Source organism: Acidiphilium rubrum (assembly GCF_900156265.1).
Classification (GTDB): Bacteria; Pseudomonadota; Alphaproteobacteria; order Acetobacterales; family Acetobacteraceae; genus Acidiphilium; species Acidiphilium rubrum.
This window is the reverse complement of sequence record NZ_FTNE01000032.1, coordinates 1-26,724: the sequence shown is the minus strand read 5'-3', so window position 1 is coordinate 26,724 and position 26,724 is coordinate 1. Positions and strand designations below refer to the sequence as shown.

At 60.0% G+C, this 26,724-nt stretch carries 26 protein-coding genes and 2 pseudogenes; 11 read left to right on the top strand and 17 right to left on the bottom strand.

Annotated features, from left to right (window positions below; translation table 11 throughout):
• The 3 genes and pseudogenes from BW994_RS16520 to BW994_RS16510 all read left to right on the top strand — a co-directional run.
• Positions 1 to 289: Tn3 family transposase (locus BW994_RS16520; protein ID WP_139334165.1), on the top strand; the 289-nt coding region annotated here is incomplete at its 5' end.
• A 54-nt stretch (positions 290 to 343) separates the two neighbouring features.
• Positions 344 to 619, top strand: a pseudogene (locus tag BW994_RS20560) (relaxase domain-containing protein); the annotation flags it as partial.
• Positions 620 to 727: 108 nt separating this feature from the next.
• Positions 728 to 2,845: an ATP-dependent DNA helicase gene (locus BW994_RS16510; protein ID WP_051657672.1), complete on the top strand. Its 2,118-nt coding sequence runs from the start codon at positions 728 to 730 to the stop codon at positions 2,843 to 2,845.
• A gap of 698 nt (positions 2,846 to 3,543) precedes the next feature.
• Here the strand turns inward: BW994_RS16510 and BW994_RS16505 are convergent.
• The 4 genes from BW994_RS16505 to BW994_RS16495 all read right to left on the bottom strand — a co-directional run bounded on the left by BW994_RS16505 (position 3,544) and on the right by BW994_RS16495 (position 5,457).
• Entirely contained in the window at positions 3,544 to 4,296 is a 753-nt protein-coding gene (locus tag BW994_RS16505) for a PEP-CTERM sorting domain-containing protein (RefSeq protein ID WP_081849088.1), read from the bottom strand.
• Between the two features lie 88 nt (positions 4,297 to 4,384).
• Positions 4,385 to 4,585, bottom strand: a complete 201-nt coding sequence (locus tag BW994_RS19360) for a hypothetical protein (protein WP_139334164.1) — start codon at positions 4,583 to 4,585, stop codon at positions 4,385 to 4,387.
• A 280-nt stretch (positions 4,586 to 4,865) separates the two neighbouring features.
• Positions 4,866 to 5,165, bottom strand: a complete 300-nt coding sequence (locus BW994_RS16500; RefSeq protein ID WP_035228927.1) for a HigA family addiction module antitoxin — start codon at positions 5,163 to 5,165, stop codon at positions 4,866 to 4,868.
• Between the two features lie 13 nt (positions 5,166 to 5,178).
• Positions 5,179 to 5,457: a type II toxin-antitoxin system RelE/ParE family toxin gene (locus BW994_RS16495; RefSeq protein WP_029311958.1), complete on the bottom strand. Its 279-nt coding sequence runs from the start codon at positions 5,455 to 5,457 to the stop codon at positions 5,179 to 5,181.
• A gap of 418 nt (positions 5,458 to 5,875) precedes the next feature.
• Here BW994_RS16495 and BW994_RS20480 point away from each other — a divergent pair, with 418 nt between their 5' ends.
• Entirely contained in the window at positions 5,876 to 6,466 is a 591-nt protein-coding gene (locus BW994_RS20480) for an ISAs1 family transposase (protein ID WP_029311959.1), read from the top strand.
• Positions 6,418 to 7,008: an ISAs1 family transposase gene (locus tag BW994_RS20475; RefSeq protein ID WP_139334163.1), complete on the top strand. Its 591-nt coding sequence runs from the start codon at positions 6,418 to 6,420 to the stop codon at positions 7,006 to 7,008. The genes BW994_RS20480 and BW994_RS20475 overlap by 49 nt, the downstream gene beginning before the upstream one ends.
• Positions 7,009 to 7,135: 127 nt before the next feature.
• Here the strand turns inward: BW994_RS20475 and BW994_RS16475 are convergent, their stop codons facing one another.
• From BW994_RS16475 to BW994_RS19740, 6 genes are all read right to left on the bottom strand, one after another.
• On the bottom strand, positions 7,136 to 8,206 hold the full coding sequence (locus tag BW994_RS16475; RefSeq protein ID WP_245594126.1) for an oxidoreductase: 1,071 nt from the start codon (positions 8,204 to 8,206) through the stop codon (positions 7,136 to 7,138).
• A 164-nt stretch (positions 8,207 to 8,370) separates the two neighbouring features.
• A complete protein-coding gene (locus BW994_RS16470; protein WP_029311963.1) occupies positions 8,371 to 9,135 on the bottom strand; it encodes a DeoR/GlpR family DNA-binding transcription regulator in 765 nt (254 codons plus the stop codon).
• The gene (pdxA, locus tag BW994_RS16465) at positions 9,132 to 10,154 is read right to left on the bottom strand and encodes a 4-hydroxythreonine-4-phosphate dehydrogenase PdxA (RefSeq protein WP_029311964.1); all 1,023 of its coding nucleotides are present in this window, start codon (positions 10,152 to 10,154) and stop codon (positions 9,132 to 9,134) included. Before pdxA ends, BW994_RS16470 begins: the two co-directional genes overlap by 4 nt.
• Positions 10,151 to 11,455, bottom strand: coding sequence for a four-carbon acid sugar kinase family protein (locus BW994_RS16460; RefSeq protein ID WP_081849089.1), 1,305 nt, complete (start codon positions 11,453 to 11,455; stop codon positions 10,151 to 10,153). The genes pdxA and BW994_RS16460 overlap by 4 nt, the downstream gene beginning before the upstream one ends.
• Before the next feature lie 192 nt (positions 11,456 to 11,647).
• On the bottom strand, positions 11,648 to 11,971 hold the full coding sequence (locus BW994_RS16455; RefSeq protein WP_029311966.1) for a type 2 periplasmic-binding domain-containing protein: 324 nt from the start codon (positions 11,969 to 11,971) through the stop codon (positions 11,648 to 11,650).
• A gap of 32 nt (positions 11,972 to 12,003) precedes the next feature.
• Positions 12,004 to 12,249 carry a LysR substrate-binding domain-containing protein gene (locus BW994_RS19740; protein WP_029311967.1) on the bottom strand — a complete coding sequence of 82 codons (246 nt, stop codon included), beginning with the start codon at positions 12,247 to 12,249 and terminating at the stop codon, positions 12,004 to 12,006.
• A 463-nt stretch (positions 12,250 to 12,712) separates the two neighbouring features.
• On the opposite strand from BW994_RS19740, the gene BW994_RS16445 reads away from it, so the two are divergent.
• From BW994_RS16445 to BW994_RS16425, 5 genes are all read left to right on the top strand, one after another.
• Positions 12,713 to 13,123, top strand: a complete 411-nt coding sequence (locus BW994_RS16445; RefSeq protein ID WP_029311968.1) for an IS66 family transposase — start codon at positions 12,713 to 12,715, stop codon at positions 13,121 to 13,123.
• A gap of 743 nt (positions 13,124 to 13,866) precedes the next feature.
• The gene (locus tag BW994_RS16440) at positions 13,867 to 14,958 is read left to right on the top strand and encodes a substrate-binding domain-containing protein (protein WP_029311969.1); all 1,092 of its coding nucleotides are present in this window, start codon (positions 13,867 to 13,869) and stop codon (positions 14,956 to 14,958) included.
• Between the two features lie 84 nt (positions 14,959 to 15,042).
• On the top strand, positions 15,043 to 16,569 hold the full coding sequence (locus BW994_RS16435) for a sugar ABC transporter ATP-binding protein (RefSeq protein WP_029311970.1): 1,527 nt from the start codon (positions 15,043 to 15,045) through the stop codon (positions 16,567 to 16,569).
• Positions 16,556 to 17,560 (top strand): ABC transporter permease, encoded by a 1,005-nt coding sequence (locus BW994_RS16430; protein WP_029311971.1) that lies wholly within the window; start codon positions 16,556 to 16,558, stop codon positions 17,558 to 17,560. The genes BW994_RS16435 and BW994_RS16430 overlap by 14 nt, the downstream gene beginning before the upstream one ends.
• A 128-nt stretch (positions 17,561 to 17,688) precedes the next feature.
• The gene (locus BW994_RS16425; RefSeq protein ID WP_245594127.1) at positions 17,689 to 18,543 is read left to right on the top strand and encodes an ABC transporter permease; all 855 of its coding nucleotides are present in this window, start codon (positions 17,689 to 17,691) and stop codon (positions 18,541 to 18,543) included.
• On the opposite strand, the gene BW994_RS16420 is transcribed toward BW994_RS16425, so the two are convergent.
• The 6 genes and pseudogenes from BW994_RS16420 to BW994_RS16395 all read right to left on the bottom strand — a co-directional run bounded on the left by BW994_RS16420 (position 18,540) and on the right by BW994_RS16395 (position 24,016).
• On the bottom strand, positions 18,540 to 19,145 hold the full coding sequence (locus BW994_RS16420; RefSeq protein WP_029311973.1) for a transposase: 606 nt from the start codon (positions 19,143 to 19,145) through the stop codon (positions 18,540 to 18,542). The genes BW994_RS16425 and BW994_RS16420 overlap by 4 nt on opposite strands.
• An 11-nt stretch (positions 19,146 to 19,156) precedes the next feature.
• A pseudogene (locus BW994_RS20025) lies at positions 19,157 to 19,501 on the bottom strand (helix-turn-helix domain-containing protein); the annotation flags it as partial.
• A gap of 272 nt (positions 19,502 to 19,773) precedes the next feature.
• Positions 19,774 to 20,967 (bottom strand): methyl acetate hydrolase AcmB, encoded by a 1,194-nt coding sequence (locus tag BW994_RS16410; RefSeq protein ID WP_029311974.1) that lies wholly within the window; start codon positions 20,965 to 20,967, stop codon positions 19,774 to 19,776.
• A 273-nt stretch (positions 20,968 to 21,240) separates the two neighbouring features.
• Positions 21,241 to 22,086, bottom strand: coding sequence for an amidohydrolase family protein (locus BW994_RS16405; protein WP_035228930.1), 846 nt, complete (start codon positions 22,084 to 22,086; stop codon positions 21,241 to 21,243).
• A gap of 142 nt (positions 22,087 to 22,228) precedes the next feature.
• Positions 22,229 to 23,119: an EamA family transporter gene (locus BW994_RS16400; protein WP_029311976.1), complete on the bottom strand. Its 891-nt coding sequence runs from the start codon at positions 23,117 to 23,119 to the stop codon at positions 22,229 to 22,231.
• A gap of 72 nt (positions 23,120 to 23,191) precedes the next feature.
• Complete coding sequence (locus BW994_RS16395; protein WP_029311977.1) at positions 23,192 to 24,016, bottom strand: class I SAM-dependent methyltransferase; 825 nt, start codon at positions 24,014 to 24,016, stop codon at positions 23,192 to 23,194.
• Between the two features lie 740 nt (positions 24,017 to 24,756).
• Between BW994_RS16395 and BW994_RS16390 the strand changes: the two genes are divergently transcribed.
• Positions 24,757 to 25,194 (top strand): GNAT family N-acetyltransferase, encoded by a 438-nt coding sequence (locus BW994_RS16390; RefSeq protein ID WP_029311978.1) that lies wholly within the window; start codon positions 24,757 to 24,759, stop codon positions 25,192 to 25,194.
• Positions 25,195 to 25,223: 29 nt separating this feature from the next.
• Here the strand turns inward: BW994_RS16390 and tnpC are convergent, their stop codons facing one another.
• Entirely contained in the window at positions 25,224 to 26,660 is a 1,437-nt protein-coding gene (tnpC, locus tag BW994_RS16385) for an IS66 family transposase (protein WP_029311979.1), read from the bottom strand.
• Between the last annotated feature and the right edge of the window lie 64 nt (positions 26,661 to 26,724).

Below are 26,724 nucleotides of genomic sequence, written 5' to 3'. Positions count from 1 at the left end.
ACGCGGTGAAATCAGGAGTCCGCTCCAGCAGGGACAGGAGGAGCAACTCGGCGCCCTTGGCCTCGCTCTCAATGCCGTCGTGCATTGGAACGCCATCTATATGCAGGAGGCCATCCGCCAGGTTGGGTCGGACGGCATGGACGCCAGCAGCAACGACATCGCCCACCTATCCCCGCTGATCTGGCGCCATCTCAACTTCCTCGGGCGATACGACTTCTCGCTGCCCGACACCGTTATGAATGGCGGCCTCAGGCCGCTCAGGAACCCTACTTCCGCATGGGACTTTTGAGTAGTCTTATGCCGGTTTTCTGTTCCACTCAGCCGCACAGGCCATACCAAGCGGCTGCGCGCCAAGGTCCACGAGATCGGTGCCGTCTATCAGGCGTATCTGGCGGAGTACGGACGCCGGTTCAACATTGAGATCGAATACGACGCCAAGCAGGAGGCGGCGATCATCAGCAAGGTCGACAAGGCGGCGGTCACCGAGTTCTCCAAGCGCCACCGCCAGATCGAGCGCGAGGCCAAGACACGCGCCCGCAAACTCGGCCTTGCCTGGGATACGATGGACCTCCAGCAAAAGAAGGGCATCCTCGCCAAGACCGGCCTGACGGCCCGCGTGCGGAAACTCGGCGAGGATGAGGCCCGGGATGAGGAAGCCTGGCGCGCGCGCGCCGAGGCCATCGGATGGACCCATGAAAGCGTGGTCGATCGCCTGGTCCCAGTGCCGATGTGGAGCGACAAGCAGCGCTACGACATGGCCTACGATTTCGCGGCGGCGCGCCTGGCGAAGGAATTTCGGACCGCAGCCGTGGTCGATGTCGATCTCCTGCGCACCTTCGCCGCCCGCGGGCTGATCGCGACCGGGCTGAAAACCCCGGGGGACATCGATATCGTCACAGAGCTCGTGGAATCGCGGGGCATTACATTGCGTGGGCAGCACGCTCACCTCCACGTCGCGGAGTCCGACGGCAAGCTGCGGATTACCAACAGTGAGCAGGTCCGGATCGAAAATGCGATGATGGCTCAGGCGCTGCAAGCCACCCGCTCGACCGCCGGTGCCTTGAGCGCCAGCGCGATCCGCGATGCCATCACCGCGTCCGGACTGGATTTCGAGGCCGAACCCATACACGGTCAGCAGCAGCTCGCGGCAATCTACGCCCTCGGCACCGGCAGTGATCTCACCGTCCTGACCGGTGTGGCGGGCGCGGGCAAGACGACGCTCCTGACCCCGTTGGTGGCGGCCTACAAGGCCGATGGCCGCCAGGTGATCGGCATCGCGACCGCCTGGCGGCAGGCTGACGCGCTGAAGGATACCGGGATCGGAACGGAGGAGCACGAAGTCTTCGGGAAGATTGACCCGGCCGGGCGGCCCACGACGCGGGAATCCATCAGCACGATGAAGCGCGCCGGCACCGACGGCACCTATGCGCTGACGCGGTTCCTCCGGATGGTCGAGCGGGGCGAACTCGCCTTGAACGATCGGACGGTGCTGATCGTCGATGAGGTCAGCCAGATCGCGCCGCGCCAGTTCCTGAAACTCCTCGACCTCCAGGCGCGCACCGGTATGGTGATCAAGGCCCTCGGCGACCCCAATCAGGTGCAGGCGATCGAGGCGGGCGATACGATGCGCCTGCTCGATTACATTCTACCGCCAGAGGCGAAGCCTTTCATTGGGGTCACGGTGCGCCAGCGCACCGGTCGCGGGCGGGATATCGCAGGCCGGTTTCGCAACGCCGATGCGGCGTCGGCGCTCAAAATGAAACGCGAGGACGGCACCGCCCACCTGATCGGCGGCGACCTCGATCAGGTGGCGGACCGGATCGCGGATTTCTACCTGCAGCGGAGGAATATCCTGCGGGCGCGGGGTGATAAACGCGGCATCACGATCTCGGTGCCGACCAATGACGACGCCGCGGCGATCAGTCACGCGGTCCGGGACAAACTGAGATCGCGCGGGGAGATCACCGGCCCGGACACGATCCTCAAGGCCATCGATCAACGCGGTGAGCAATACGACCTGCCGGTCGCCCAGGGGGACCGGGTCCGACTGTTCCGTAAAACCTGGTCCCAATTCAATGACGCCACGCACGGATATCTTGGCAATAACGGGGATATCCTCGACGTGATCGGGGTGACCCAACAGACGATAACCCTGCGAAGGTCAGACGGACGGACGGCAACGGTGCGCCAGGATGTGCTTCGTGAAGAGAAAACCGGTCGGATCATGCTCGGTTTTGGGCATGCGATGACCATCGACAGCGCGCAGGGGATCACATCGACCGAACACATCAACGCCCTGCCCCGCGGAACGGCCAACCTGACCGCCTTCAAGGCGTATGTCGCGGAAAGCCGCCACACCGACGCGGCCTGGACGATGATCGGCGAAGGGGGATTACTCGAGGCGGAACGGCTCAGCCGGGCAATCGGCGATACCACGCCGATCACGGCTGCTGACCTGTGGAACCGCGCGGCCGTCGATATGTCGGAGCAGAAACGCAAATCGCTCGCCGTCGAACTGATGGATTTGATCAAGGCAGAACAGGAGAATGACGAGCGCCGGTCTCGAAAATCGAAATCGACGGAACGCTGGCTGAAATTCCAGTACGAGGTTGAGACGATGGTAGGTGCCGGTGACGATCCCGCCCGGCATTACCGCCAAAGGGCGCAGGAGCGGGAAGCCGCGGCGGCGCTGGCCGAGTACGGCCAGGACCTTGCGCGGGTGATCGCGCGAAACGACGACGGATGGCAATCCATCACTGACACCCAGACGGCGGCCCTCAATCGGGCCGGCGCCGCATTTGTACCGTCAGCAGCGAAACCGACATCAAGGCCAGGGATCGGTTGAGACCATTGACGCAAGGGGGGTCAAAAATCATCCGCTGTTGCCTCGAAAACGAGGAATGAGTGGTAGACTTCCCGCATTCACGATTGGTTAACCTTCTGCATATCGCCCATGGGCGAAATCGCAATTTGTCACAAAATCGGGCGAAGTGCCTGCTTTGTGCCCAAACTGACGAGACCCCTGCGGACCGATCACCTGAATTTGCCATCGCACTGACCGGAATCGACCGTTTACGGGCATGGTAAAATTAACTGACCAAAAATTAGGCTTTGATCGTTAGGGGCAGGAAGTTTTATTGGTCACGGATTCTGAGCGGGACCATTTCTGACCGGATCAGACAATTGGGGTAGTGCGCAATGGTCGAGTGGCGACTACCCCAATCAGGCGGCTTTAGTCAGATTCAGATCATGCGCGTTTCTGGCGCTTGCGGATCACGAAACCAAGAGCGAGAAGACCTGTGCCAAGAAATCGCATTAGCTGCCCTGAATCGATCGATTCAGGGCAGCTAATGCGGCAGCACGCCCCGGCCAACGACATTCGGACCCTCGACCTTAGAGGAACACCTATTCCGCACAGCGTTCGCCGTAGTGCGGTGAGCACCACCGCGCCGAGCTGATGGAGAATTTGACCCTATGTGCGCAGAACTAGTTGCCACGAGGCATCTGCCGGAATTACTCCCGACAGATGCCCGGGAAACTAGATCAGGCTCGGCGGCGGCTGCGCAGCACGATACCAAGGCCGATCAGGCTGGTACCGAGCAACACGAGCGAGCCGGGTTCAGGAACCGGGACCGTCGTGGATGAGGCCGTCACGGCCGCGAACTCGAAGGAGACCTTCTGGCTACCAGCCACAACCTGGTTGAATCCGCTGGCGATGTCGGCGTTAATGTAGGCTGAACCGCCATAGGTTTGGACACCGCTGGAAGGGACATTTGCCGCAGATGAGATCTCGGAGCCAGTGAGTGATCCTACCAAGGTGGTCCCATTATAGAAGGACAGCACGTTTTCGGCGCCCGGCACACCGTCGACCGACCCCCAGAGCAGGCCGAGATAATGTTGGGTTTTGGTGAAATTGAAGTCGATCACGCCGGTGTCGCCTGAAGACACAGACGGATTAGTGGTCGAGATCGTCGGCGATGTCAGCCCGGTCGAGAAATAATTCCCGGCATAGGGGGTTCCGGCCGCATCGGTGATCGGCGCGGCATAGGTGTTGGCTAAGCTGCCCGAAACGATGGCGCCAGGGGAAGTGGTTGAGATAGTCACAGAGCCGTCGCTGCCCAGGCTTGATGTGCCAGTCACTGCCGGAATGATGGTGGTGCCGGTCAAGATGGTGGACGGTGAACCGAAGTATGAGATGTTGCCGCTAGTGAAGACGGCGCCGGCGAAAGCGCTGCCAGTCATGGCAAGGCTGATAAAGGCGCCTGTCAGTAAAGCCGTTTTTAAGGAAATACGCATTGTGACCCCGCTGTGAGATGTTTGCTAAGTTCTTTTAGGCACTGCAGATCACGACTAATCAGGTACCTATCATGAATTTAAGCAAAAATCATGCCAAGATATTTTTTTTTGTAAAAACAGATACTTCCTTATTGCGCGCCGCTGCTTTTCGTCGGAAGTGTAAAAAAATCCAGACAATCGTTACATAATAATCACAACCTGTAAAAGCAATGCCGATCATTCCTTCGCTTTTAGGTTTATGGGACGTAGCGAAGTGTAAAATCGCGCCGGGGACGTCACTGTCGCGCATGTGTCTCAGGGTCTGAAGCGATCATGCTCTATCGGGTTGCCCGACGATTTGTACAAAGTCACAGACGGTGCCGACTTAGCGCGCTCTGCAAATCAGAAACGCAGAATCTCTAATTATGGAAAGCGGTGGGAAGTCGCGGCGAAGTCATGGCGTAGGCCTGGTAGCGCGGGCGGGACGGGGCGGCAATCATTAGGTGCGCCTGGATTGATCTAGGGGCTCCTGCAGGTCGATGTAAGGTCCCGGCGAATTTTTGAGATACGAATTGGCGCCGATCATGTGATCAGGCTTGTCCGTGGGTGTTGATATTCTGCAAGGTTCTGACCGGGGGTTGGACGTGTTGCATCGCCAGCGCAAGATCATAATTTGCCTGCAATGTTACCCAGAACCGAGCCGTGCTCACCCCGGCCTGCTCCAACCTGATCGCCAGATCAGGGCTGATGCCAGCCCGACCGTTCAGAACGCGAGAGAACGCGACCCGCGACATTCCCAGCCGTTCGGCCGCCTCCTTCACAGGAATGCCCAGTGGCGCAAGCACATCCTCTTTCAACATTTCGCCGGGGTGCGGCGGGTTCTTCATCATGGAAAGGGCTCCTTTAATGATAGTCCAGATAGTCGACTAACTCGATATTGGGTCCGGTGAACCGAAAGATCACTCGCCAGTTTCCGTTGACCCAAATTGACCAGTAGCCACTCAACGACCCCTTGAGGAGGTGCAGCCGAAACGCAGGCAGGTTTAGTTCCTCGGCCGTTGCGGCGGCATCAAGGGCAGCCAGAATTCGTGCCAACTTCGCGGTGTGGGCTGGCTGGATTCCTCGGAGCGACTCAGTGCGATAGAATTCTTCGAGCCCTTTATGTCGAAACCCGATGATCATTTATCTTGGTATCGTGTATCGTTGCGCGTTTCAATAGTGCAAATTCCCCAACGGATTCGAGGGTGGGGTTGGCAATGGGTAAAGAAGGCATGGCGTTGAAAGTACGCTAAACAACGCCAACCCGAAAGTTTCTAAAATTCAGAAAGTTGATGGCTCCGACTCTGAAACGACCCTTCTGTGGACGCACATTTTTGGTGGAAAAATGGACAGACCTCCGTCCACAAAATATGCCTCTTTATTCCAAATCATCCCTAAAATACCCTTGCCATTCTGTGCAGGGCTGTTCAACCCTCTGAACTGATGGTTCACTGAGTCCGATATGCAACAGGACGTCGGAAATTGAGGCGTCGAGCATTTTGCGATTTCCCGCCGGGATCGATCTGGGATTCGTGGGGAGGTAACCGATTCGGAGGTTACCATGGCCACGTTCACCCCGTTGCTCGACATCCTGGCTGATGTCCCTGATCCACGTCGCGCGGAGGGCAAACTCTACAAGTTGCCCCACGTGCTTTTGTTTTCGATCCTCGCGATCGTGAGCGGCAGCGATTCCTATCGCGGCATCGTCACATTCATCGACACCCATCGCCGCACCCTCAACCGCAGCTTTGGTTTGAAATGGCGCCGCGCACCGTCGCATACCTCGATCCGCTACATCCTCCAGGGGCTCGATCCGATCGGGGTGGAGGCGGTCTTTCGTCGGCATGCAGCACTTCTGCACGAGGCCAACGCCAAGCCCGGTGCTGCCAGCATCGCGTTGGACGGCAAGACTTTGCGCGGCAGCTTCGACAAGTTCCACGATCGAACCGCCGCTCACGTGCTCAGCGCCTTCGCCACCGACACCAAACTCGTGCTGGCGCACCTCGATATCGATGCGAAATCCAATGAGATCCCGGCAGCTCAGGCACTGCTTGCCGAGCTCGGTATCGCTGAGGACGCCATCGTCACCCTTGATGCGCTGCACTGTCAAAAAAACTCTTCGAGGTCGCCCAGGACGCCAAAATCGGCCTGATCGTTCAGGTCAAAGACAATCAGCCGACCCTGAAAGCCGCAATTGAACACCTGGCCGCGACGGCCACGTCGCACGATCGCGCCCAAAGCCGCAATCATGGCCGCAATCGCGATGAAACCCGTGCCGTCACTGTCTTCGATCCGGCCGACGCACTCGCCGACACCGATTGGCATCCCCACGTCGCCGCGATCATACAAGTGGAGCGCTCGGTCGTGACACGCAGCCCCGCAACCGGGCTGCTCCACTCCACAACGGAAACCGCCTTCTACATCGCGAACCGCCCGATCACCGCCGCTCGGGCCGGCGTGGCCATCCGCGCGCATTGGAAAATCGAAAACACCTCGCATTACACAAGGGATGTCACCATGGGCGAAGACCGGTCGCGCATCCGAACCAACCCGGGCATCTTCGCCCGCTTACGCAGCTTCGGCTTCAATATCCTGATGGTCAGCAAGACCGGCACCATGAAGCAAGACCGATACCGCGCAGCGCTCGCCGGCATCCAACACCTACTCTCACTCGTCGCTATATCAAAGCGTTGAACAGCCGTGCCATTCTGTGGATGCTCGGTTGCAGGCCATGTTCTGGTTCTGTGCTTCCATAGAGCTGTTTAGCGTACTTTCAACGCGATGCCCTCTATGAGGTCGGGAATGGACCAGGGGAGTTCGCTCAGCCCCATGCCGCACACTCATCATCGGTGAGAGAAAGTGGGACGGTGACACCATTGCTGGCGGAAATCATGCCTGCCTCGATGACCGCCATTACGGCAAGCGCCTCGATCGGCCGGACCGGGCCGGCGCGGTTGCCCCGCAACGCCTCAGCGACAAGCTCATAGAAACGGCGTTGGTCGCCCGGGGTGGCTGGAATCGACCTCTCTCCGTCGGGGCCGTAGACAGCGAGGGCGTCAGGGTCCGACCCCCAGCCATGCTCACCCGGTCGCATTCCGGTGAGAAGTTGGGGCTCCTGCTGGTCGGCCTTGAGTTTGACGAGGCTGCCGCCGCTGCCGTGGACGACGAAACGGGCGGAGCCGCCTGCAACCAGCATCGCCCCCTGCAGCACGACGCGGCGTTCGCCATAAGTGAGTATGACGTGAGCCCAGTCATCGATGAGCGCCCCATCCCGCTGGCTAGCGAGGCTAGCGTTCACGCTGTCAGGAAGCCCGAAAATCTGGAGAACCTGATCGATCAGATGTGGGCCGAGATCGAACCAGATGCCGCCACCTCGCTGGGCACGCTCGCGCCAGCGGTCGCGGACCGCGGGCCTGAAACGATCGATCTTGGATTCGAAGTGGACCACTCTTCCAACGATACCCTCTTCGAGAGCCGCCTTGACGGTCAGATAATCGCTGTCCCAGCGGCGGTTGTGAAAGACCCAGAGGTTGCGGTTTACCTGATCGGCGAGATGCAGCAGATCGCGTGCCTCATTCAGATCGAGTGCAAAGGGTTTGTCAACGACGACATGCTTGCCTGCCTCCAGAGCCATGCGCGACAGTGGCGCATGTGTTTCGTTCGGCGTGGCCACGATCACGAGATCGATGTCGTCATCTGCGATCATCGACTCAAGATTATCACGGACGGTCACTGCGGGAAGACTGGCATGAACCTTTACGGCGTCGCTCGAAGCGACGGCGATCAGCGATAGGCCGTCAACCGCTTGAACGAGCGGCGCATGGAAGGTCTTGCCGGCAAATCCATAGCCGACAAGCCCAACGCGGATTAGTCCGGTGCTGTTCGGGATCAAATTTCATCCTCCTCCGACAAGTCTTCTCGAGTTTTTTGCAGGGCTAAGTCCCTCCGGGTCGATCTCGATCGCCGCACGGAGGGTTTTGCCGCGCCACCGGCATCGTCCGCCACCGCCCCGACCGCCTGAAGTTGACCTGCATGCCTGACTCCCATCCGGCGATCTCAGTCCGCAATCATGACGGTTACGCCGTCCATCTGACGAAACGCCTCAAGCTGTGGAGCGGTCGCCCGCCTGTCGGTGATCAGCGTCCAGGGGCGCAGGAGCGGCGTCCACGCCGTCGAGGCGGTGTGACCGAGCTTGTCGGCGTCCGCGAGCACGTAAATCTCCGCGGCCTGTGCGATCATCATGTCTTTCAGCGCCGCCTGCTCGTCGGAAGCCTCGCAAATGCCGCGGCCCGCCACCACGCCGTCCGCGCCGAGAAAGGCGCTTGCCGCGGTCATGCGCGCGAGCGCACGCTCGGCAACCGGCCCGATCATGCCAAGGCTGATGTGCCTCAGCCGACCGCCCAGCACGATCAGTTCGATCCCGGGCGACGCTGATAGCGCCATGATGCTGGTCAGCCCGTTGGTGATCACCCGCAGGGCCGACCGTCCCGCCAGCGCCTGCGCCAGGGCTCCGACCGTCGTGCCCGCGTCGAGGATGACGGTATCGCCCGCGCCCACCAGCGAAGCGGCGCGGCGCGCGATCGCGCGCTTCTCCGCCTGATTGATTGCCGTCCGTTCGATCAGCGAGTCCTCGCTGCGGGGCCGCGCCGGCGCGGCCCCGCCATAGGTACGTAGAATGCAGCCGTCCGCCGACAACCGGGCAAGATCGCGTCGGATCGTCGACGGCGAAACGCCCAGCGTCCTACTGAGCCGTTCAACCTCGATCATACCCGCCGCGGTCAGATCGAGGATGCGCTGCCGCCGGGCCCGCGCCTCCTTCAAGCCGACCGTCTCGGCGGCGCCAAATCGATCGCCTGACGCATCGCCTCCAGCAGACTGCGTTCGTCGGCAACTCCCGTCCCGGCGATATCGAAAGCTGTACCATGGTCGACTGAGGTGCGGATGACGGGCAGACCCACCGTAATGTTGACGCCGGCTTCCAGCCCCATCACCTTGACCGGGCCGTGCCCCTGATCATGATACATGGCAACCACCATGTCGAAATCGCCCCGGCCAGCGCGAAAGAACAGCGTGTCCGCCGGCAGCGGCCCTTCGACATCCCAGCCTCGTGCCCGGCACGCCGCGATTGCCGGCGCGATCTTGTCCTCTTCCTCGCCATGCCCGAACAAGCCATGCTCGCCGGCATGCGGATTGATGCCGCAGACGCCGATCTTGCGGCGTGCCAGACCAGCCGTCTCCAGCACGGCATAGCTGCGCGCGATCGTCCGCTCGACCAGACCCGGCTCGATTTTCCGGATCGCGTCGATCAGGCCGATATGCGTCGTCACGTGTATCACCCGCAGGTTTGGGGTGGTGAGCATCATCGACACTTCTTCGGTGCCGGTCAGGCTGGCTAGCAATTCCGTATGACCGGGGAATTTGTGTCCCGCGGCATGTAGTGCCTCCTTGTTGAGCGGTGCCGTGCAGATCGCCTGGATCTTGCCCTGTTCAGCAAGTTTCGTCGCCACCCGGATGAACTGGAATGCGCCGTCCCCGGCAATCGGCGACAGGGCGCCGAACGGCAGGTCCGCAGGAATGACCGCCAGATCGATGCAGTCGACCGTTCCGGCGACCCCGAGCGCCTGGTCGACCGTTGCCGCCGTCAGCCGATTGATTGCCAGTCTGGCACCGAGGATTCGCCCCGCCGCCTCTAGCCGACCCGCGTCACCCACCACCACAGGCAGGCATCGCGCGTACAGATCGGCGTGGCCGAGACTTTTCATGATGATTTCCGGCCCGACACCAGCAGCGTCACCCATGGTGATCGCGATGATCGGGCGATCGGTCCGTTCGATGGTCATTCCTGTGATCCTCCTGTCGAAACTGACGCCGCAAACGCCGCCGGGGCGCGCAAGGCCGCCCGGCAGCGTAGTAACGTATCGGGTTGGCCGAACGCTCCGGCCTTGGTGATGATCGGCAGCCGATGCCACGGGCCGGACGGCTGTTCGATCGTCGCGAGCGGCACGCCTGCCTCCACCTCGCCAATCAGTCTCAACGCACCGGCGCCAAGCGCCTCCATCACGGCCCGTGCCGTCTCGCCGCCGGTCGAAACGACCGCGCCGAACTGGTCGGCAAATGGGGCGACGAGCTGCGCTAACCCCGAGCAAAGCGCCAGCCCCTCGGCGAGGTCGATCCGATCTTCCAGGCCGAGCATGACGATCAGGTCGACGCCCGCCATGTTCTGCCGTCCGATCCGGTCCCGCGCCTCAGCCCATCCTGGCGCAGACGCGCCCATGCGCAGAACCCGTGGGGCAACTGTCACCAGCCGGCATTCACCTTCCGCCGCTAGCATCTCGACCTGGCGCCGAGAAACGCTGGAAAGGCTGCCGACCACGAACAGGATCGGTCGCTTGACCGGCCCGATCGCCCAGCGATCGATACCGGCCGTGCCGTCGGTTGATGGTCGCGGCGTCATTCCTGCTGCCAGGTGCCTGGCAAGGCCCGCAGCACCTGCCCAGAGCGTATGGGGGCCCAGCGTGACCCCAGCCGTCGCGATCGCAGCCAGGTCCGCCTCTGTCTCGGCATCGCAGACCACGGCATCATGATCGGTACAGGCGCCGTGCAGGGCATCCCGCAGCGCATCGCCGTCCCGCACGGTCGGGAGGTCGACATGCCGGGTCCGCATACCGGCGCGCTCGATCATGGTCGGAACATGAGCCGTGCCGGCAATCCCCTCCCGGCGCCACAATTCGGTCGCCTCCACCGGCACCCCTCTGATCCGCTGCTGGCCGCCACGCGTCGTGCGGCCCAGTGCTGGAAATGCCGGCGCAACGATGGCAAGCGCCCGGCCAGCGCCCCGCGAGCCGGCGAATTCCAGCCCCGCGCGCAGTTCGGCGGCGATGTTGCCGCGCAGGCTGGAATCGAGCTTCTTGAACAGAATTGGCGTTACCGCACCGACATGGTCACGAAACGCCTCGAACGTCCGCCTGGCTGCCGCCGCAGGGGCCAGCCGGCGCGTATCCGCATCGACGGCGAGCACATCCGCCCCATCACCGGAGGCCCCCCCCAGCACGACCAGCGCATCGAGGCCGGCCGCCGTGCAGGCGATGGCGCAATCAGCCGCACCGGAAAGGTCATCCGCGACGATCAGCATCCGTCTCATCGATCGCTCAATCCTCCCACCCAATCGACGCCTCGCCGCCTCCACATCCCGTGGGCGCCGCAACGAACCGGCTCTGCCGTCATGTACCAATTTCCTCGCTTGCGCAAAAAACGCAATTTTTAATCTCGATGAGCAATTTCTCTGCCATTATGATAGAAAAACTGCATGATTCGTTCAATGGTTTCCACTCAGTCATCCTGACCAACTATCGTCGGTCGTCCAGCCGACCCGCCCGCGACCGGCGTCGCTCACCGTAACGTGTAGAACCTCAGTGACCGCCTCAATTGGACGGGATGCCCGCCGGTCGAGCGGCAGTAGCGTCTGCCCGATAATGGCAGCGAGCGGCACGAACGGCCGGAGCACCCATCCCGCCATCCCTGTCGTGGCAACGCTGAAGCCGTTGATCAGCGCAACGGTAGCACCCAATCGAAGCAGTGCGGGAGCACTGGCCGACTGGGTGACCTCGACGGCGGTCGTCTGGTGATGCCCCGCAACCCGGAACGCGGCGTCGATCAAGCCATCAATCGGTTGATGCCGATCGAGCGAAATCAGCGAAACGGTGCGAGCGCCGGGATCGTGACCCGATCGACCATCGTCAGCTGGTCGTCAGGCGGCATGATGCAAACCAGATCGGACTGGCACAGCCTCTCCACGCGCACACCACCATGAGAGGCCGGCGCCAGGCCAAGCCAGAGATCGACTCGATGTTCCCTAGCGGCCGCCAACACTTCATGATTGAGCAGCGTCAGCAGCGAAATCCGCACACCCGGCCGTCGCACAAGAAACCGGTACATGGTCTCCGCTGCAATGCCCCCCACCTTCCAGCAATAATCCGACCGGCGTGACACAAAGAGCGAGCGAAGTTCTGATCGCTCTGACCGGAACGATGACGTCGGCGGGGGTCGTCCCACACCGGGCGGCAACACTTCCGGCGGTGAGCCTGGACCCAAGCAGGATGGGAAACGACCCGGAACGATTGGGTTCTCGCGCCGGTTCCCGATTATGATCAGCGGTGAAGTCGTGGACGCACCGAAGGCGTGCGACGAATGCAATACAGTTTTTGTTTCCACTATGGTGCATAGCTGCCACATCAGCGCCCATCTGAGGTTTTAACTCACTTGCGGCGATATGAACCTTCATGTCGCCGCTACAAACCATTGCTATCTGGCGATATGCTGCGACTGCGGTCACGAGACTATCGCACGCCCTGCGAGCGGACTGTGCTCGCACGTTGAGGGGCGACGGCGTAACCTGCAGATGAGCGAGCGTTGCCTGGTCGGCCTGATGCTCGCCGCTATCATGCGCCTGATGGCGGGCATCAAATGGAGCTGTCAATGCAACCGCCATGAGGTCGATACCAAGTTGCCCCGGCTGGCCGGCGAAATCCTCAATGACTGGGACGCGGTGATCACCTTCGTTGGCGATCCGGATGTGCCGCCCACCAACAACGATGATGCCGAACGCGCGCACCGCAACGCCGTGATCTTCAGGCGCATCAGCTTCGACACGCGATCCGTTGAAGGAAGCCGGCTCTATGCCGCCGCGCTCAGCGTCATTGACACTTGCCGCAAGCACCGCACTGATCCATGGGCCTATGGCAGCGCCCAGATCACCGCTGGCCGCGCGAACACTCTGCTGTCCACCGTCCCTGCCCAGGTCAGAACCTGACCCTGGAGGCGTGAACGGTTACGACGCTCGTAGCAGAAAGGGCAGAAATAGCGGCTTCCGTTATTGAAAATTTGTTGAGTATAGGTATTCGTCGGTCTCTGGCACACATATTACGAACGTTTTCCCATAACCAAAATCGTGACACTCGAGACCTACAGATACTCTAATTGTAAATCTTATAAAAATAGGCCATTCTAATTGTAAATCCCTGATTTTGCGTCCGCTCGGCACATCTTCGGTCCCCACCTTGTCGGACAGTTCGACGATTGGCCATGATCGGGAGGTAAGCCCCGGATAGCCGATATTGACACCTGCAGGCCTGCAGGTCATGGTAGCGCTACCTTTTAGCGATCGAGAGCAGATGGATGAAAGTGCGACGTATCGCAATCGGCGACCCGGTCGGCATTAGGCCGAAAGATTGTCGCAATGGTATCAATTCGCCTGCAGGATCGTATGGCCTTGGGCGAGCTGGCCTGAGTAGTAAGCGGAGCGACACGTTCACTCGCGGACGCAGCGGCGCGAATGGAACTGGCATTTTTGTTCGAGATCGTGGATCCGGATACTCCAACCGCTGACAGGCCACTTTCTTGCCGTGATACATGAATCCCCTGGTTCAACACATTTCATCACCAGCAAAGTTCCGGAGGCTACATCTGCAATATCACTCCGATAGGTAGGAAACCAGAGGGATTGCTGGAACAAGAACTATAGTTTTAATAGACATAAAAGGGAGAACGAAAGCGATGAATAAGACAATATTTTCTGCAATGACTGCTGCGGCAATACTGGCAGTTACAAGCACCGCAGTGGCAAACAACCTTGTCGAACCAAAGAGTCTCGCAGCTTGTTTCGTGCCACAAACTGCGAATACACCGATGGTGAAGTTCAAGGCAAAACCAGGACCGTATAAAATTGCTTTCAGCAACTCCTATTATGGAAACAACTGGCGTACGGAGATGCTAAATATAGCTCGCGCCTATGTTAAGCAGCCTGGAGTTGCAAAATACGTCTCAAAATTCGAGGTCCAGAATGCTGGCAACAATGTTGCACAGCAGGTAGCCCAGATTCGTCAAATGATCTTGGGTGGCTACGATGCCATCGTAGTCGATGCCGCCTCTCCTTCTGGACTTAATAGCGTGATCAACGAAGCTGTTAATCATGGAATCGTTGTAGTTGCGTTCGACAATACTGTCACCACGTCGAAGGCGATCAATATCAATGAGGATCAGGCCGCGATGGGCCGCATGTGGGCCAAGTTCCTCGCCCGTAAGACCGGTGGGAAGGGCAAGATCCTGTTGGTTCACGGCCTTGCAGGGACGACTGTCGATAATGATCAGGGCGACGGTGCGATGACCGTGTTTAAGAAGTCTCCTGGAATTTCGGTCAAACAGGTTTATGGGAATTGGGACGTTGGCGTGAACCAGAAGGTCACAGCCGATGCGCTTTCGACGAATCACAACATCGCAGGTGTCTGGGGCACTGAAGGAGCGACTGGCGCTTTGCAGGCGTTTCTGCAAGTCAATGCGAAGTTGGTGCCGATGACGGGGGAGTCTGACAACGGTTTCATGAAGCTCGCTGTGGAACACCATATCCCGGCGTTGGTGATCGGTCAGTCCCCAGCCCTCGCGGCAGCCGCTATTCGTGCCGCTATCGCGGCGCTGGATGGGCAAAGCTTGCCGAGCAACGCGAACATTCCACTTAGTCCGGTGACGACTAAAGAAATGAAGGCGGGTGTCAATTACTTTCCAAAACTATCGAACAGCTTTGTCACGGACATCAACATTCCGCAGTGCGATGTGCATATCCCGGTTGCTGCCGTAGTTCACGGCAGCTGATCATGCGGAGCGTCACATGGTATTGGTCCGACAAATGCCGTTTCGGCTACGAGTGAAGTCGGTGAGAGGCCGACCGGTCGATCGATGAACGCGCCATCGCTTGTCGCTTCTGGGCTCTCGAAGCGTTTCGGTGGCGTCATCGCTCTGCGTAACGTGGATCTCACCCTTTACCCAGGGGAGGTCCACGCACTGCTTGGCGCCAACGGTGCTGGCAAGAGCACACTAATGAAGCTACTCGCAGGCATTGAGCAGCCGGACGAAGGGGCAATAAGCGTCAATGGCGGAGCCGTTCTCATTCCTAATCCGCGTGCGGCACTGTCAGCGGGTATAGCGATTGTCCATCAGGAACTCTCGCTGTTTCCGAGTCTCGGCGTCACCGAAAATATCATGATTGGTCAGGAACCTCGCCGCGGGCGGTTTTGGATCGACAAAGTGGCGATGCGCAAACGTGCGCGTGACCTGCTGGATTCCCTCGGTGCTACGGATATCGATACGTCTTCGACCGTTGGCGACCTGCCACTCGCTCAGGCACAACTCGTCGAGATCGCTAAGGCGCTGTCGACGGACCCGTCAGTCCTGATACTTGACGAGCCAACTTCTGCGTTGTCGATTACCGAGGTGGAACACCTTCTCTCGGTGATCGATCGACTGCGCAAGCGTGGAGCGTCAATCGTCTTCATTTCACATAGATTCAGTGAGATTGAACGCATTGCTGATAGGGTCACGATATTACGTAGCGGAGAGAAAGCGGGTGAATTTCGGCCAGGAACTTTCAACAGAGACGAAGCTCTAGCCCTGATGCTGGGCGAAACTTGGCGCAAAGAACTGTCTACGAGATCGGCTGAAGCATTTACTGGTGATGCCGAGGCGACAGTACTCCAAGTAGACGACCTCACACTCGTGCCGCATTTCGCGGATATCGATTTTAAGCTTCGACGGGGCGAAATTCTCGGTTTCACAGGGCTTGAAGGGCAAGGCCAGAAGGAACTTCTGTTTGCCATCTTTGGTCTGTTCCGCAAGGGTCTGCATGGGAAAATTACTGTCGGTGGCGACCATTTACTTCCGCGCCATCCTCGAGAGTCGATTTCTGCTGGCATTGCGCTGATCCCGGATGATCGTAAGACTCTTGGCGGTTTCCTTAATCTTAGCATATCCGAAAATATTGCAATTACCGTACTTGAGAGCCTGCGCAGTGCACTCATAATTAACCGACGTGCTGAGGCTGATCTTGTTGACGGCTACATCCGTCGCCTTAGTATTAAGTGTACGAGTTCGGCTGTGTCGCTTGGCAGCCTGAGCGGAGGCAACCAGCAGAAAGTCGTCGTTGCTAAATGGCTTGCACGCAAAGCACCAGTGTACATGTTCTGCGATCCCACTCGGGGTGTGGATGCCGGTGCTCGTGCCGAGCTTTTCGCTGTTATCCGCGAACTAGCCGCTAGCGGCAGTGCTATTCTTTTTTATTCGACAGACCTCTCAGAATTCGCCCAACTTTGCAATCGGGTGCTTGTTTTTCGAGATGGTCGCGTGTCCGGGACGCTAGATGGGCCGGAGATCGTCGAACAGAATATCCTTGATCTTTCGTTTAAAGAGGCCGTGCATGACGCAGCATGATTCTTTGCGGCGTGGTGCAAGCGGCCGGCCAAGGCGGATAGAAAAGCATATTGGGCCTGTGTCATGCACAATCGGGCTTGCGGTGGTCATGGCTCTATACGCGATCCGACAGCCATTAATTCTCTCGCCATTCGGGCTCACTAGTCTGGCGAACGTGTCTGTGCCGCTGGCTCTCGCTGCTATCGGCCAGACAGTCGTCCTGTTGGGAGGGGGGCTCGATCTTTCGATCGGCGCACAAATCACGCTGGTCAATTGCTTTGCGGCAACGACGATGCACAACGGTGTGGTTAGCATCACCACAATCGTCCTGCTGTCGATGACGATTGGCTTGGTGATGGGATTGCTGAACGGCATTGTGGTCGCCTATGGGCGTGTAGAACCTCTAATTGGGACATTCTGTACGTCTTTTGTCTTTGGTGGAGCTGCTTTGATCATCCTGCCGCGACCGGGCGGTTCGATTCCCGCCAGCTTTGCGACGGCATTGACAGGCAATATGGGAATTTTGCCCTTTTCTCTTATTTTGCTCGTTTCAGCCATTCTGCTTGTGTGGGTTCCAATTTTTAAATCACGCCTTGGCGGTTTCATCGTTGCTGTAGGTGACAATTCGGAGAGTGGCCGCCTCTCTGGACTGCCGGTTCGGCGCGTCGAACTTGTGAGTTATATGCTGAGCGGTTTGTTTGCCTCGATCGCCGCCTTGTTTCTCGCAGCTGAAACGACTTCGGGCGACCCTACAATTGGAAGCATCTACACGCTTAACTCCCTGGCAGCTGCGGTACTCGGTGGCGTTGCGCTGACAGGCGGGCGCGGAACGGTTATCGGTCCAGTACTTGGTAGCTTCCTGCTTTCAATCATTCTGAACGCGCTCGGAGCATTCAATGTTTCCTCGTTCTGGCAAAGTTTCATCGAGGGGTTAATTCTTATGGTGGTTCTGGGGCTGGGTGGGCTTCGCCTTCTGCGCAGCGGCAGCTGGCTTGCGGTATTGCGCTCGTGACCTTGCTGACATCTAGGCCGGGCGGACGGGTGCGGCCTATGTCTTTAATCGGCGGGAGGTCATCTTCCACAAACCGAGTACTCCTCGCTTACCTGATTGTGCTCCTCGTCTACGGCTGTGCTGTTGGAGTGAACCGGGAGTTCCTGGCTTGGAGCACGATCAGACTACAGCTTGTCCAAGCCACCTTTATCGGCCTGATCGCGATTGGCGAGACGTTTGCCGTTCTCATCGGTCAGATCGACCTCTCGGTTCCATGGACAATCACTCTTTCGGCCATCCTCAGCACGAATCTTGCAGCGATGGGGGGCAACCAGTGGATTGCCTTTTTAGTGGTGATCGCGGTCGGTGTTACAGTCGGCCTTGTTAACACTATTGGCGTCTTCGTGTTACGTGTACATTCTCTGATCTGGACTCTAAGCGTTAACCTCCTGCTCCAGGGCATTGCACTTGTCTATATCAATGCGGTGGCGCCGACGACACACGTGCCTGCCGCTGCACAGTTTCTTGCCCTTGGCAATGTGGGCTTTATGCCGATGGCCTTCATCGTCTGGATGATCTTTGGTGGCTTTGCAATTCTTGCGTTGCGCGTTCTTCCCTTTGGCCGCTCAATATACGCGATTGGCAACCGACCAACTGCGGCACTTCTTTCCGGTGTGCCGGTTGGACGAATCCACGCGATAGTATTCATGTCCAGCGCGTTGGGGTCGGCTTTTGTTGGCCTTCTATTGAGCGGGTATTCGTCGCAGGCATATCTGGGGATGGGGACGGATTACCTCTTGCCGCCGATTGCAGCGGTCATTATCGGCGGAACGCGGCTTGCGGGCGGCGAAGGTGGTTACGTTGGCAGCATCGCTGGCGCGCTAACCGTTGTCCTCCTCGAGGCAGTGCTGGTGGCGTTGAATATTTCCGAAGGTGCGCAACAGATGGTCTTCGGCGCAATCTTGCTTTTTCTAGCGTTTCTTTTTCTGAAACGCGGTCGTTAAGCAGAGAGTCGTTGATCGGCCAACGGAACGGGTTTGCGTTCTAAATTGAGGTCTCCGACGGCATCATGGATGGGTTGGTCAAGGGCGTCGGCATTGACAAAGGTCCGGTGGGCGAGGTGATGCGCCTTGAGATCGCGCCAGACGAGTTCGATGTCGTTTAGCTCTGGCGCGTATCTGGGAAGCCACTCGACGGTGAGCCAATGAGCGCGTGCGGCGAGTGCTGCCTGCGAGAGTTTGCTGGTGTGGATTGGGCCATTATCCTCGATGAGCACGACCGGCTTGGTGGGCTGTCCCGGCGTAGGACCGTAGAGCCGATCAAGTTGTTCGAGATGGGCGATGAAGTCGCTACTGCGCTTGGTTCTGCTGGTATGCACGATGAGTTGGCGAGTCCGGTGATCCAGAGAACCCAGCATCGCGATCTTCTTCGCCTGTACTGGCGCGGGAATGCGCAGGTCCGCCCCCGACTTTGCCCAGACGCGAGCCAGGTATGGATGGGTCAGAGCCTCGCTTTCATCGCCGTAGAGCAATACGATGTCGCCGGCTGCGGCTTGCTGTTTGAGAAGTTGCAGACGAAGACCGACCCGTTCGATATCATCTGCCACTTGGCGTCCCTTCAGCGTGTGCCGGGGACGCCGCCAACGGAACTTTTTTTTCGCAAAGCCTTGGACAACTGCGAGCGACTGATGCTCACCCCCTCGCGCGCTTGGATCTCCGCACGCAGACGGGGAATCGTCCAGTTGCGCCGGTCGGCGACGGGTTCAGCCAGCAGCGGAAGAGCCACGCCTAGTGCCGCTTCGCTCTTCTCGGGGACAGGGCCGGGAGCAACAGTGGCCTTTAGCGCGCCAACGCCATCTTTCATGAAATCGCTGCGCCAGAGCCGGACCGTGTCTTCCCGCACCCCGAACGCCTCAGCGATCCGGCCGCTCGTCCAGCCCGCGACCGTCAGCAGTACAGCACGGGCACGATCGGCGCTCGCTGGTACCGCAGGTTATCAGACACTTTTGAGGTTTCCCGACAAATCCTTGATTTTCGGATGGAAAAACGCACGAATAGGCTACTTTCGTCATGCCGACCTTCAGGGTGATCTATGTGTCGGCCATCTCCACTATCAGAGCGAGTGCCGATAGTGGAGCACACCTTTATCGCCTCGGCATATCGGCACGGTAGGCAGTGAAAATCATCGAATCTTGCCAAATATCTTGGTGCAGCTTTCGTACGGTCGTACCGCGATCAGGCCGCGGCTCGCGCCGCGCTGGCCGCATACACCGCGGTTTCGAAGTCGAGATAGCCGCCGACCGAGGTTGGGTCGGCGAAGGGGAAAATCTGGGTTGCCCAATAACCGCCCACGCCACTGGCGCGGTCGATCCAATAGTAGCAGTTGGCAAGGCCCGCCCAGGCGAGCGCGCCGGCGGGGCGGCCGGTGGGTGCTGGCTGGTCGTTTATCATGAACGTAAGCCCCCAGGATTTTGGCATTCCAGGAAAGAATTCGGCGTCGTGTGTGAGTGCTGCGACCACACCGGGAAGCTTCTTGATTTTCATGTCTCCCAAGCCGTTGCGGGCCGCCATCGCGACGGTTTCGGCTTTCAGTACGCGGCCGTGTTCGCCCATGCCGTCGTTCAACCACATCCGGATGAAGCGCATATAGTCGCCCACCGTGCCGTAAAGCCCGTGACCACCCATGTGGACTTCGGGATCGGGCGGCAGTTCGAAATCGGTCGCGGTCAGGGAACCATCTTCGCCGCGCTGGTGGATGCGCGCGAGGCGATTCCGCATGTCCGGGGTCAATGCGAACGAGGTGCTTGTCATGCCGAGCGGTGCAAAAATTCGCTCCTGCATCACGGCACCCAACCGCTTGCCGCTAATCGCCTCGACCACCTGGCCAACCCAGTCGATATTGCAGCCATATTCCCAGCGTGTGCCGGGTTCAAACAGTAAAGGTCCGTTGAGCGATGCCTTGCTGCCTGTCACGATACTCGCGAGTTGGCCGCTCTGTACCATCCGATTGTAGGATTCGTTGAAGAAATCGTAGCCCAGACCCGCCGTGTGCAGCAGAAGCATGCGGGTGGTGATGTCTTGCTTCGGTGCACGCAGTCGCGGGGTGCCATCATCGGCGAAGCCTTCGAGAATCTGGAGCTCGCCGATTGCCGGCACATAGTGTTTCGCCGGCGCATCGAGGTCGAGGCGGCCGTCTTCGACCAGTTGCAGTGCGGCGGTCCCGGCGATCGCTTTGGTGGTCGAGAAGATCGCAAACACGGACTCCGTGGTCATCGGCGTGTGGTCGGCGAGGCTGCGCATCCCGGCGGCACCTTCATATATGTTGCCGTTTCGATCCGTCGCCATCGCGACCACGCCGGGCACGCGCGGGGTGCCTGTGGTCACGCGGGCGAGCACCGCGTCACAAGCGGATTTCAGGTGATTTGACATGGGTTTCCTCCGTTTTTGAGCGCACCGGTCAGGTGCACGGCGCGCATCATTGAGGTATTCTAATGATTTGTACAGACAGAATCCGGGTGCCCCAACCGCGCCGTTCCCGGGCCAAATCAGCGTTCCCGCAAGCGGCCGTTCCCGTCATGGCCGGATCAACCCTGTTGACGATCGATCACGCGCGGTCACCTCGGCGCCGATCGGACAATGCCGGTCGGGCTTACAAGTGTTCCGGCTGAAGACCCATTCGTCGCGGTCATTCGTTTCTGGTCGCTAGAACCCATACAGCCGATGTGCATTGGTCGTGAGCACCGCGTCGCGCTGCACTGCATCGGGCACCCACATCGTCAGCAGGTCGAGCAGCGCACCGATATTGGGCATGGCATCATGGTTCGCGACATGCGGCCAGTCGGACCCCCAAACGCAGCGCTCCGGAGCCGCCGCCACGAGTGCCTGGGCGAGCGGGATGGTCTCGGCATAGGGCGGACTGGCCAGCCGGTACGCGCCGGAGAGCTTGCTCCAGGCGCCATCCTTGAGCAGCTGGATCATGAGCTTCGCGGCAGGTGATGCAATGCCATCGGCGGCCGGGAAATGGCCCATATGGTCGATCACCGCCGGCACTTTTAGCCGAGATATTCGGGTGGCCAGCGGTGCGAGAGCGCGCGCGTCGGTCAGGAATTGAAGATGCCAGCTATGGTCGAGACAGATCGCCTCGAACCGGTCGAGCGCGTCGAATCCGAACCCGCCGCCATAGAGTGTGTTGATCCGCAGGCCGCGGATACCGGCATCATGCATCTGCTGCCAGTCGCGCGCGGGCAGCTCCGGCGGCGCAACCGCGATCCCGCGCAGCCGGTCCGGATGCGCGGCGAGGGTTTCCAGGAGCAGCGAATTGTCCACGCCGTGAACGCTGGCCTGCACCAGCACGCCATACGCCATGCCTGTGGCATCCAGCATGTTCAAATATGCTGCCGGCGGTGCCGGCGGGGCGGTATAGCTGCGGCCCTCGATATAGGGCGGCGGCCCAAGGACATGGGCGTGGGTATCGACCGCCTTTGCCGGCACCTTGAAGCTCTTGGGTCCGTGTGGTGATGGGTCAGGCCCTGGGCATTCGCGGGTCATGCAAGGCTCCATATTGCTAGCAGCAGTTTAGACGCATCGGCGGTCTTGTATATGCCGCGCGCCTGACGCTTGGGGAGCGCCCCGCTCATCCCGGCTGTTCCAGGGTCATCCCGGACTGTCCGCCCGCGGTCATTGCCCAAGGTCAAGCAAGGCGGAACCGGCGTAACCGGGGATAGAACACGCTGACCCCAAGGCCTATGATGACCAGGGCGGTTGCCGCCATCTTCCAGGCCGGCATCGGTTCACCGAGCCAGACGACCGAGGCGGCCATACCAAAAACCGGCACCAGCAACGCGATCGGGCTGATCGTGGCGGAGGGATACCGAGCCAGCAGAAACGCCCAACTCGCATAGCCGAACCAGCTATTGCCGACCGCCTGCCAGACCACCGCCGCCCAGCCCCACGCCGTGGCATGGCGCACGGCATGCACAATGACGGATGGGCCATCGACGATCATCGAGAGGATGAGCAAAGGCGGCGCGGAAAACAGGCTGGCCCAGACAACATAGGCAAGAAAATTACGCGCGCCTCCTTCACGCGCGATGATGTTGCCACAAGCCCAGCAACCGGCGGCAAGCATGACCAGAGCCAGGCCGAGCGGCGTGGTATGGCCGTTGACGTGCAGCGCGATCACGACAATGCCCGCCACCGCCAGCAGGCAGGCGATGATCTGGAAGCCCTGCAGCCGCTCGCCGATGCGGGCCATGGAAATGAAGATGGTGAAAAACACCTGGACTTGGATCACCAGGGAGGCGAGTCCCGGCGAGATATGCCCATCCAGCGCCAGGAACAGGAGACCGAATTGCCCGGCGCCAATAGCCAGACCATAGGCCGCCAGATTGCGCCACGCGACCGCCGGCCGCGGCAGAAAAAATACGCCGGGCAGTGCGGCCAGGCTGAAGCGCAGACCGGCGAGGAGAAAGGGTGGAAATTGATCGAGCCCGAGCCGGATGATGACGAAATTGGTACCCCAAACGGCCACCACCGCCAATGCGAGCAAGGCGTGCCGGGTGCTCAGCGTGGTACTATGCATGAACGGTCGTTTCCAAAATGTGGCGTCTATTTTGTTGTGGGGTTGGCATTTTTTTCGCCTAAGCCTGTGGCTTCAAGGTATGTTTGCAAGGATTTGGATCGGCGCGAGCAAGCCAGCTTCGATCTGGGTGCGGATATGCGCTAGTTTTTGTGCTGCCTCTGCTCCCATCAGCATCCCCAGCCCGAGTGCAGGCGCTGGGCCAGCGCGCGCCGCCATTTCCGCGAAGAATGCGCAGGCGCGCTCGCGCTCGTTGATTTGGCCGCGTACGACGAACCCGGCTTTTGTGAGCGCGCGGCGATAATCCAGCGGCGCAGCGACAAACGATAGGGAAGCGTCGCCGGCCCAGGGCAGCGGGAAGGTCAACGCGCCCCCGCCCGTTCGCATGATGTCGTAAATGGCGATCTGCCCGCCGGGCTTGAGCATCGATGCGATCTGGACGAACAACGCCACCTTGTCGGCGATGTTCATGCCGACATGTAGCATGGTCGCGGCATCGAAGCTGCGAGCGGCGAAGGGCAACGTTAATGCGCTGCCGCATACCAGGTCGATTTGCCCGGACAGGCCGAGCCGGGCGTTCAAGCTGTTGCCGACATCGACATATTCGGCCGTAAGATCAATACCGGTCACACGCACGCCGTGGCGCGTCGCCAGAAGCCGCGCCGTTCCGCCCAGGCCACAACCGATATCGAGCACGTTCTGGCCAGGCTGCAGTGCCAAGTCTTCCGCGAGCGCTATCGTGGCTGCACGCCCACCGACGTGGAACTCATCCACCGCGCCTAACAGCTCCATCAGCGCTGCGGGCGGCAACGCGGCCCGCTCGCCCAGGGCGGCCAGCAATGCAGCGCCGAGGTCGCCACGGGTGTAATGGCGCGCGATCAGCTCGTTGAGTGGTTCCATGTCGGCGGACTAGGCGATTGCTGGCAAGGGGTAAATATCCGCGTGCAGATTGGGCGCGTCTTTCATCCAAAGTCTGGCACCATCGGGCGCAGACTGTCGGGTGTTGTCCTGCCCGGTCGGAAACGGCTCCACCTGCGTGCGGCCAGCGTCTCACCGGCCAAGCTGATCGTGCCGGTCACCACCAGCGGATGTAGCCCGCGCAAATTGCATAGGGTCGTGTGTTCCCGGGTGGCAAGAGCCTCGAGCCACACACTCTGCACCGTTGAACAACAAGCCCGCCGTCGGTAGGCGGCGCACGACCGGCGCGGAGTCAGCCGCGCGGAATCGGCAAAGCGTGTCGAACATGACGCAGCCCGGCACCGATGCTGATACATCCGACGTGCTTGGCGGATTGCGAACAAAGTTGCCAACGTCCCGCCACCTCGCGCTATAGACGGCAGGAGAGGTTTGCGCCTCAGGCGCGCCTTTCTCAGGCAATCTGGGCTTGCCCGCTCAAATTCACAGGACGCACAAGCACTATGGCCTGCCTCCGTCTGGTTTACCGAAACGATCCTGGCGACTACGAAAAGGGTATCAAAACCACCGACACAGATATCGACTCACTCAAAGTCCAACCCGCCGATTTCCAAGGATAGTGGAGATACCCCATCATACAGAGATGCATTAAATATTTCCTCGGTTTTCATGCGCAGACCCAGAGGCGGTTTCACTCCAAGAACCAATTTGGGACCATTTTGCCAATGATCTATGAGGTTAATCTCCCAAAAGGTTACATCGTCAGTGATGATCGCGGGCGTATTGATATGGAGGTGGTCCATGAGGCGTTGGCCGGTGTCTATTGGGGACTGGATCGCCCACGTGCTCTGACTGAGCGGAGCTGGGCAAACTGCCTCTGCTTTGGCATCTACGCAGCCGACGGCGGGCTGGTTGGGTTTGGTCGAGTGCTGACTGACTATGCCCTACGTGCCCATCTGGGCGACGTATTTGTTCGCCCAGATTTGCGTGGATCCGGCCTCGGGAAGATGCTGGTTGAAGCTATCCTGGCGCACCCCGATCTCGCTTCTGTCTCGCATTGGACCCTGACAACAGAGGACGCCCATGGACTTTACCAGCGGTATGGGTTCCGCATAGCCGAACCAGATGGCAAATGGATGACGATGGTTCGCACATCCACGTGAAGGAAAAAGGGTAGGAAATTCGTATCTGCTCAACCCGGCAGGAGTTCGATCGGCATTGATGCTCCGGTGACGGCGTTTTTGATGGCGGTATAGGCATCAACACCGTGCCGAGCGGCGGTGCCGACGACGGATCGGACGTTGGCGAAGAAATCGGCGGCCCAGTTGGACCGGAATCCTCCGGTGACCTTGCGATATGTCGCGGTGGGCCGGAGTTCGCGTTCCGATCCGTTGTTGTCGGCAGCGACCTCGGGGTGGTCGAGAAAGGTGAACAGATGATCACGAACCTTGCCGTATCGTCGGCGTAATCGTCTGCCGTGGCGGTTGATCGGGGCGAGCGCCATGACGGCGTCGAGGTCATGGTCGAGGCGACGCCGCCAGGCACGCCTTGTGGCATCCGCGAGGGTGCGATGGCGCCGTGCCAGCACGACGGCGCGGAGCAGGAGAGCCTTCATTCGGGGTGCGAAGATCTCATCGCCGGCTTCGATCGCGAATTTGCAGTCACGGAGTTGGTGGGCGAGGCAAATCTGCCAGTTATCGGCATGATTGCGCTGGGCGCCATAGAGATCGGAGACCCAGATCGCGGGGCGATGGCCGTCCATGATCTCCGCGACGACGTTGGCGCCCCGGCTTGGCCGGATGACATGGATGACGACGTCGTCGTTCTGAAAGACCCAGTTCCAATGGGTCCGGCCGTTGATCCGCACTGAGGTTTCGTCGGAACAGACGACGCGTGCGCGGCGCAGCCGAGCGAGGATGGCGCCGACATCGGCATCGAAGCCCGGCTTGGCGCGTCGGAATGCGGCATCCAGCGCGCCTTCACTGATCGCCAGGGCGAAAAGTTCGGTGAACAGGCGCGACAGCCGCCGGTAGCTGACAGCATGGATAACGCGCAGGTAAATCGCGAGCGCCACGAGGTTGAGGCTGAAGGGGGTACCGGCTTCCATGCCTTCCGGGACGGCGGCCAGCGTGGTCGCCCCACAGCACGGACAATGGCCGGCATAGCGTTCGACGCGGGTGACGACCGGCTTGATCGGCGGCAGATCGATCTTGTCATAGCGCTGCGCGAGGCGCTGATCCGCATCAGTCAGCCCGGCACGGCAGTGCTGGCAATGCCCGGCTTTCGCGATCACCGTCTGGTCGGGGGTCTCGGCAAGCAAGCGACCGCCACCCGCACGGCCGAGACTGCCTTTGCGTGGCCCCTTGCGCGGAGATTTCTTAGGCCGGTTTGGCTTCTGCCCGCGCGATGGCGGCAGGCTCGAATTATCCGGCCGCTTCGCCGGCTCGTTCAGCCGCGCCTCCAACTCTGCAATCCGGCGTTCCGCAGCAGCAAGCCGGACCGTCAGTTCCTCGTTCCGCCGCTCCGAAACTTGCAGTGCATCCCACAGAGCGCGGATCAGCGCGTCTTTCTCAGCGTGCGACAGAAGGGATAAATCAGGAAGCTCGGTCACGCCTCCGTCGAATCCCATCCGACGTGGTCACGTCAATTCACAATCGATTCAACACGCCGCCCGGCGGGGATGAGCAGCTACG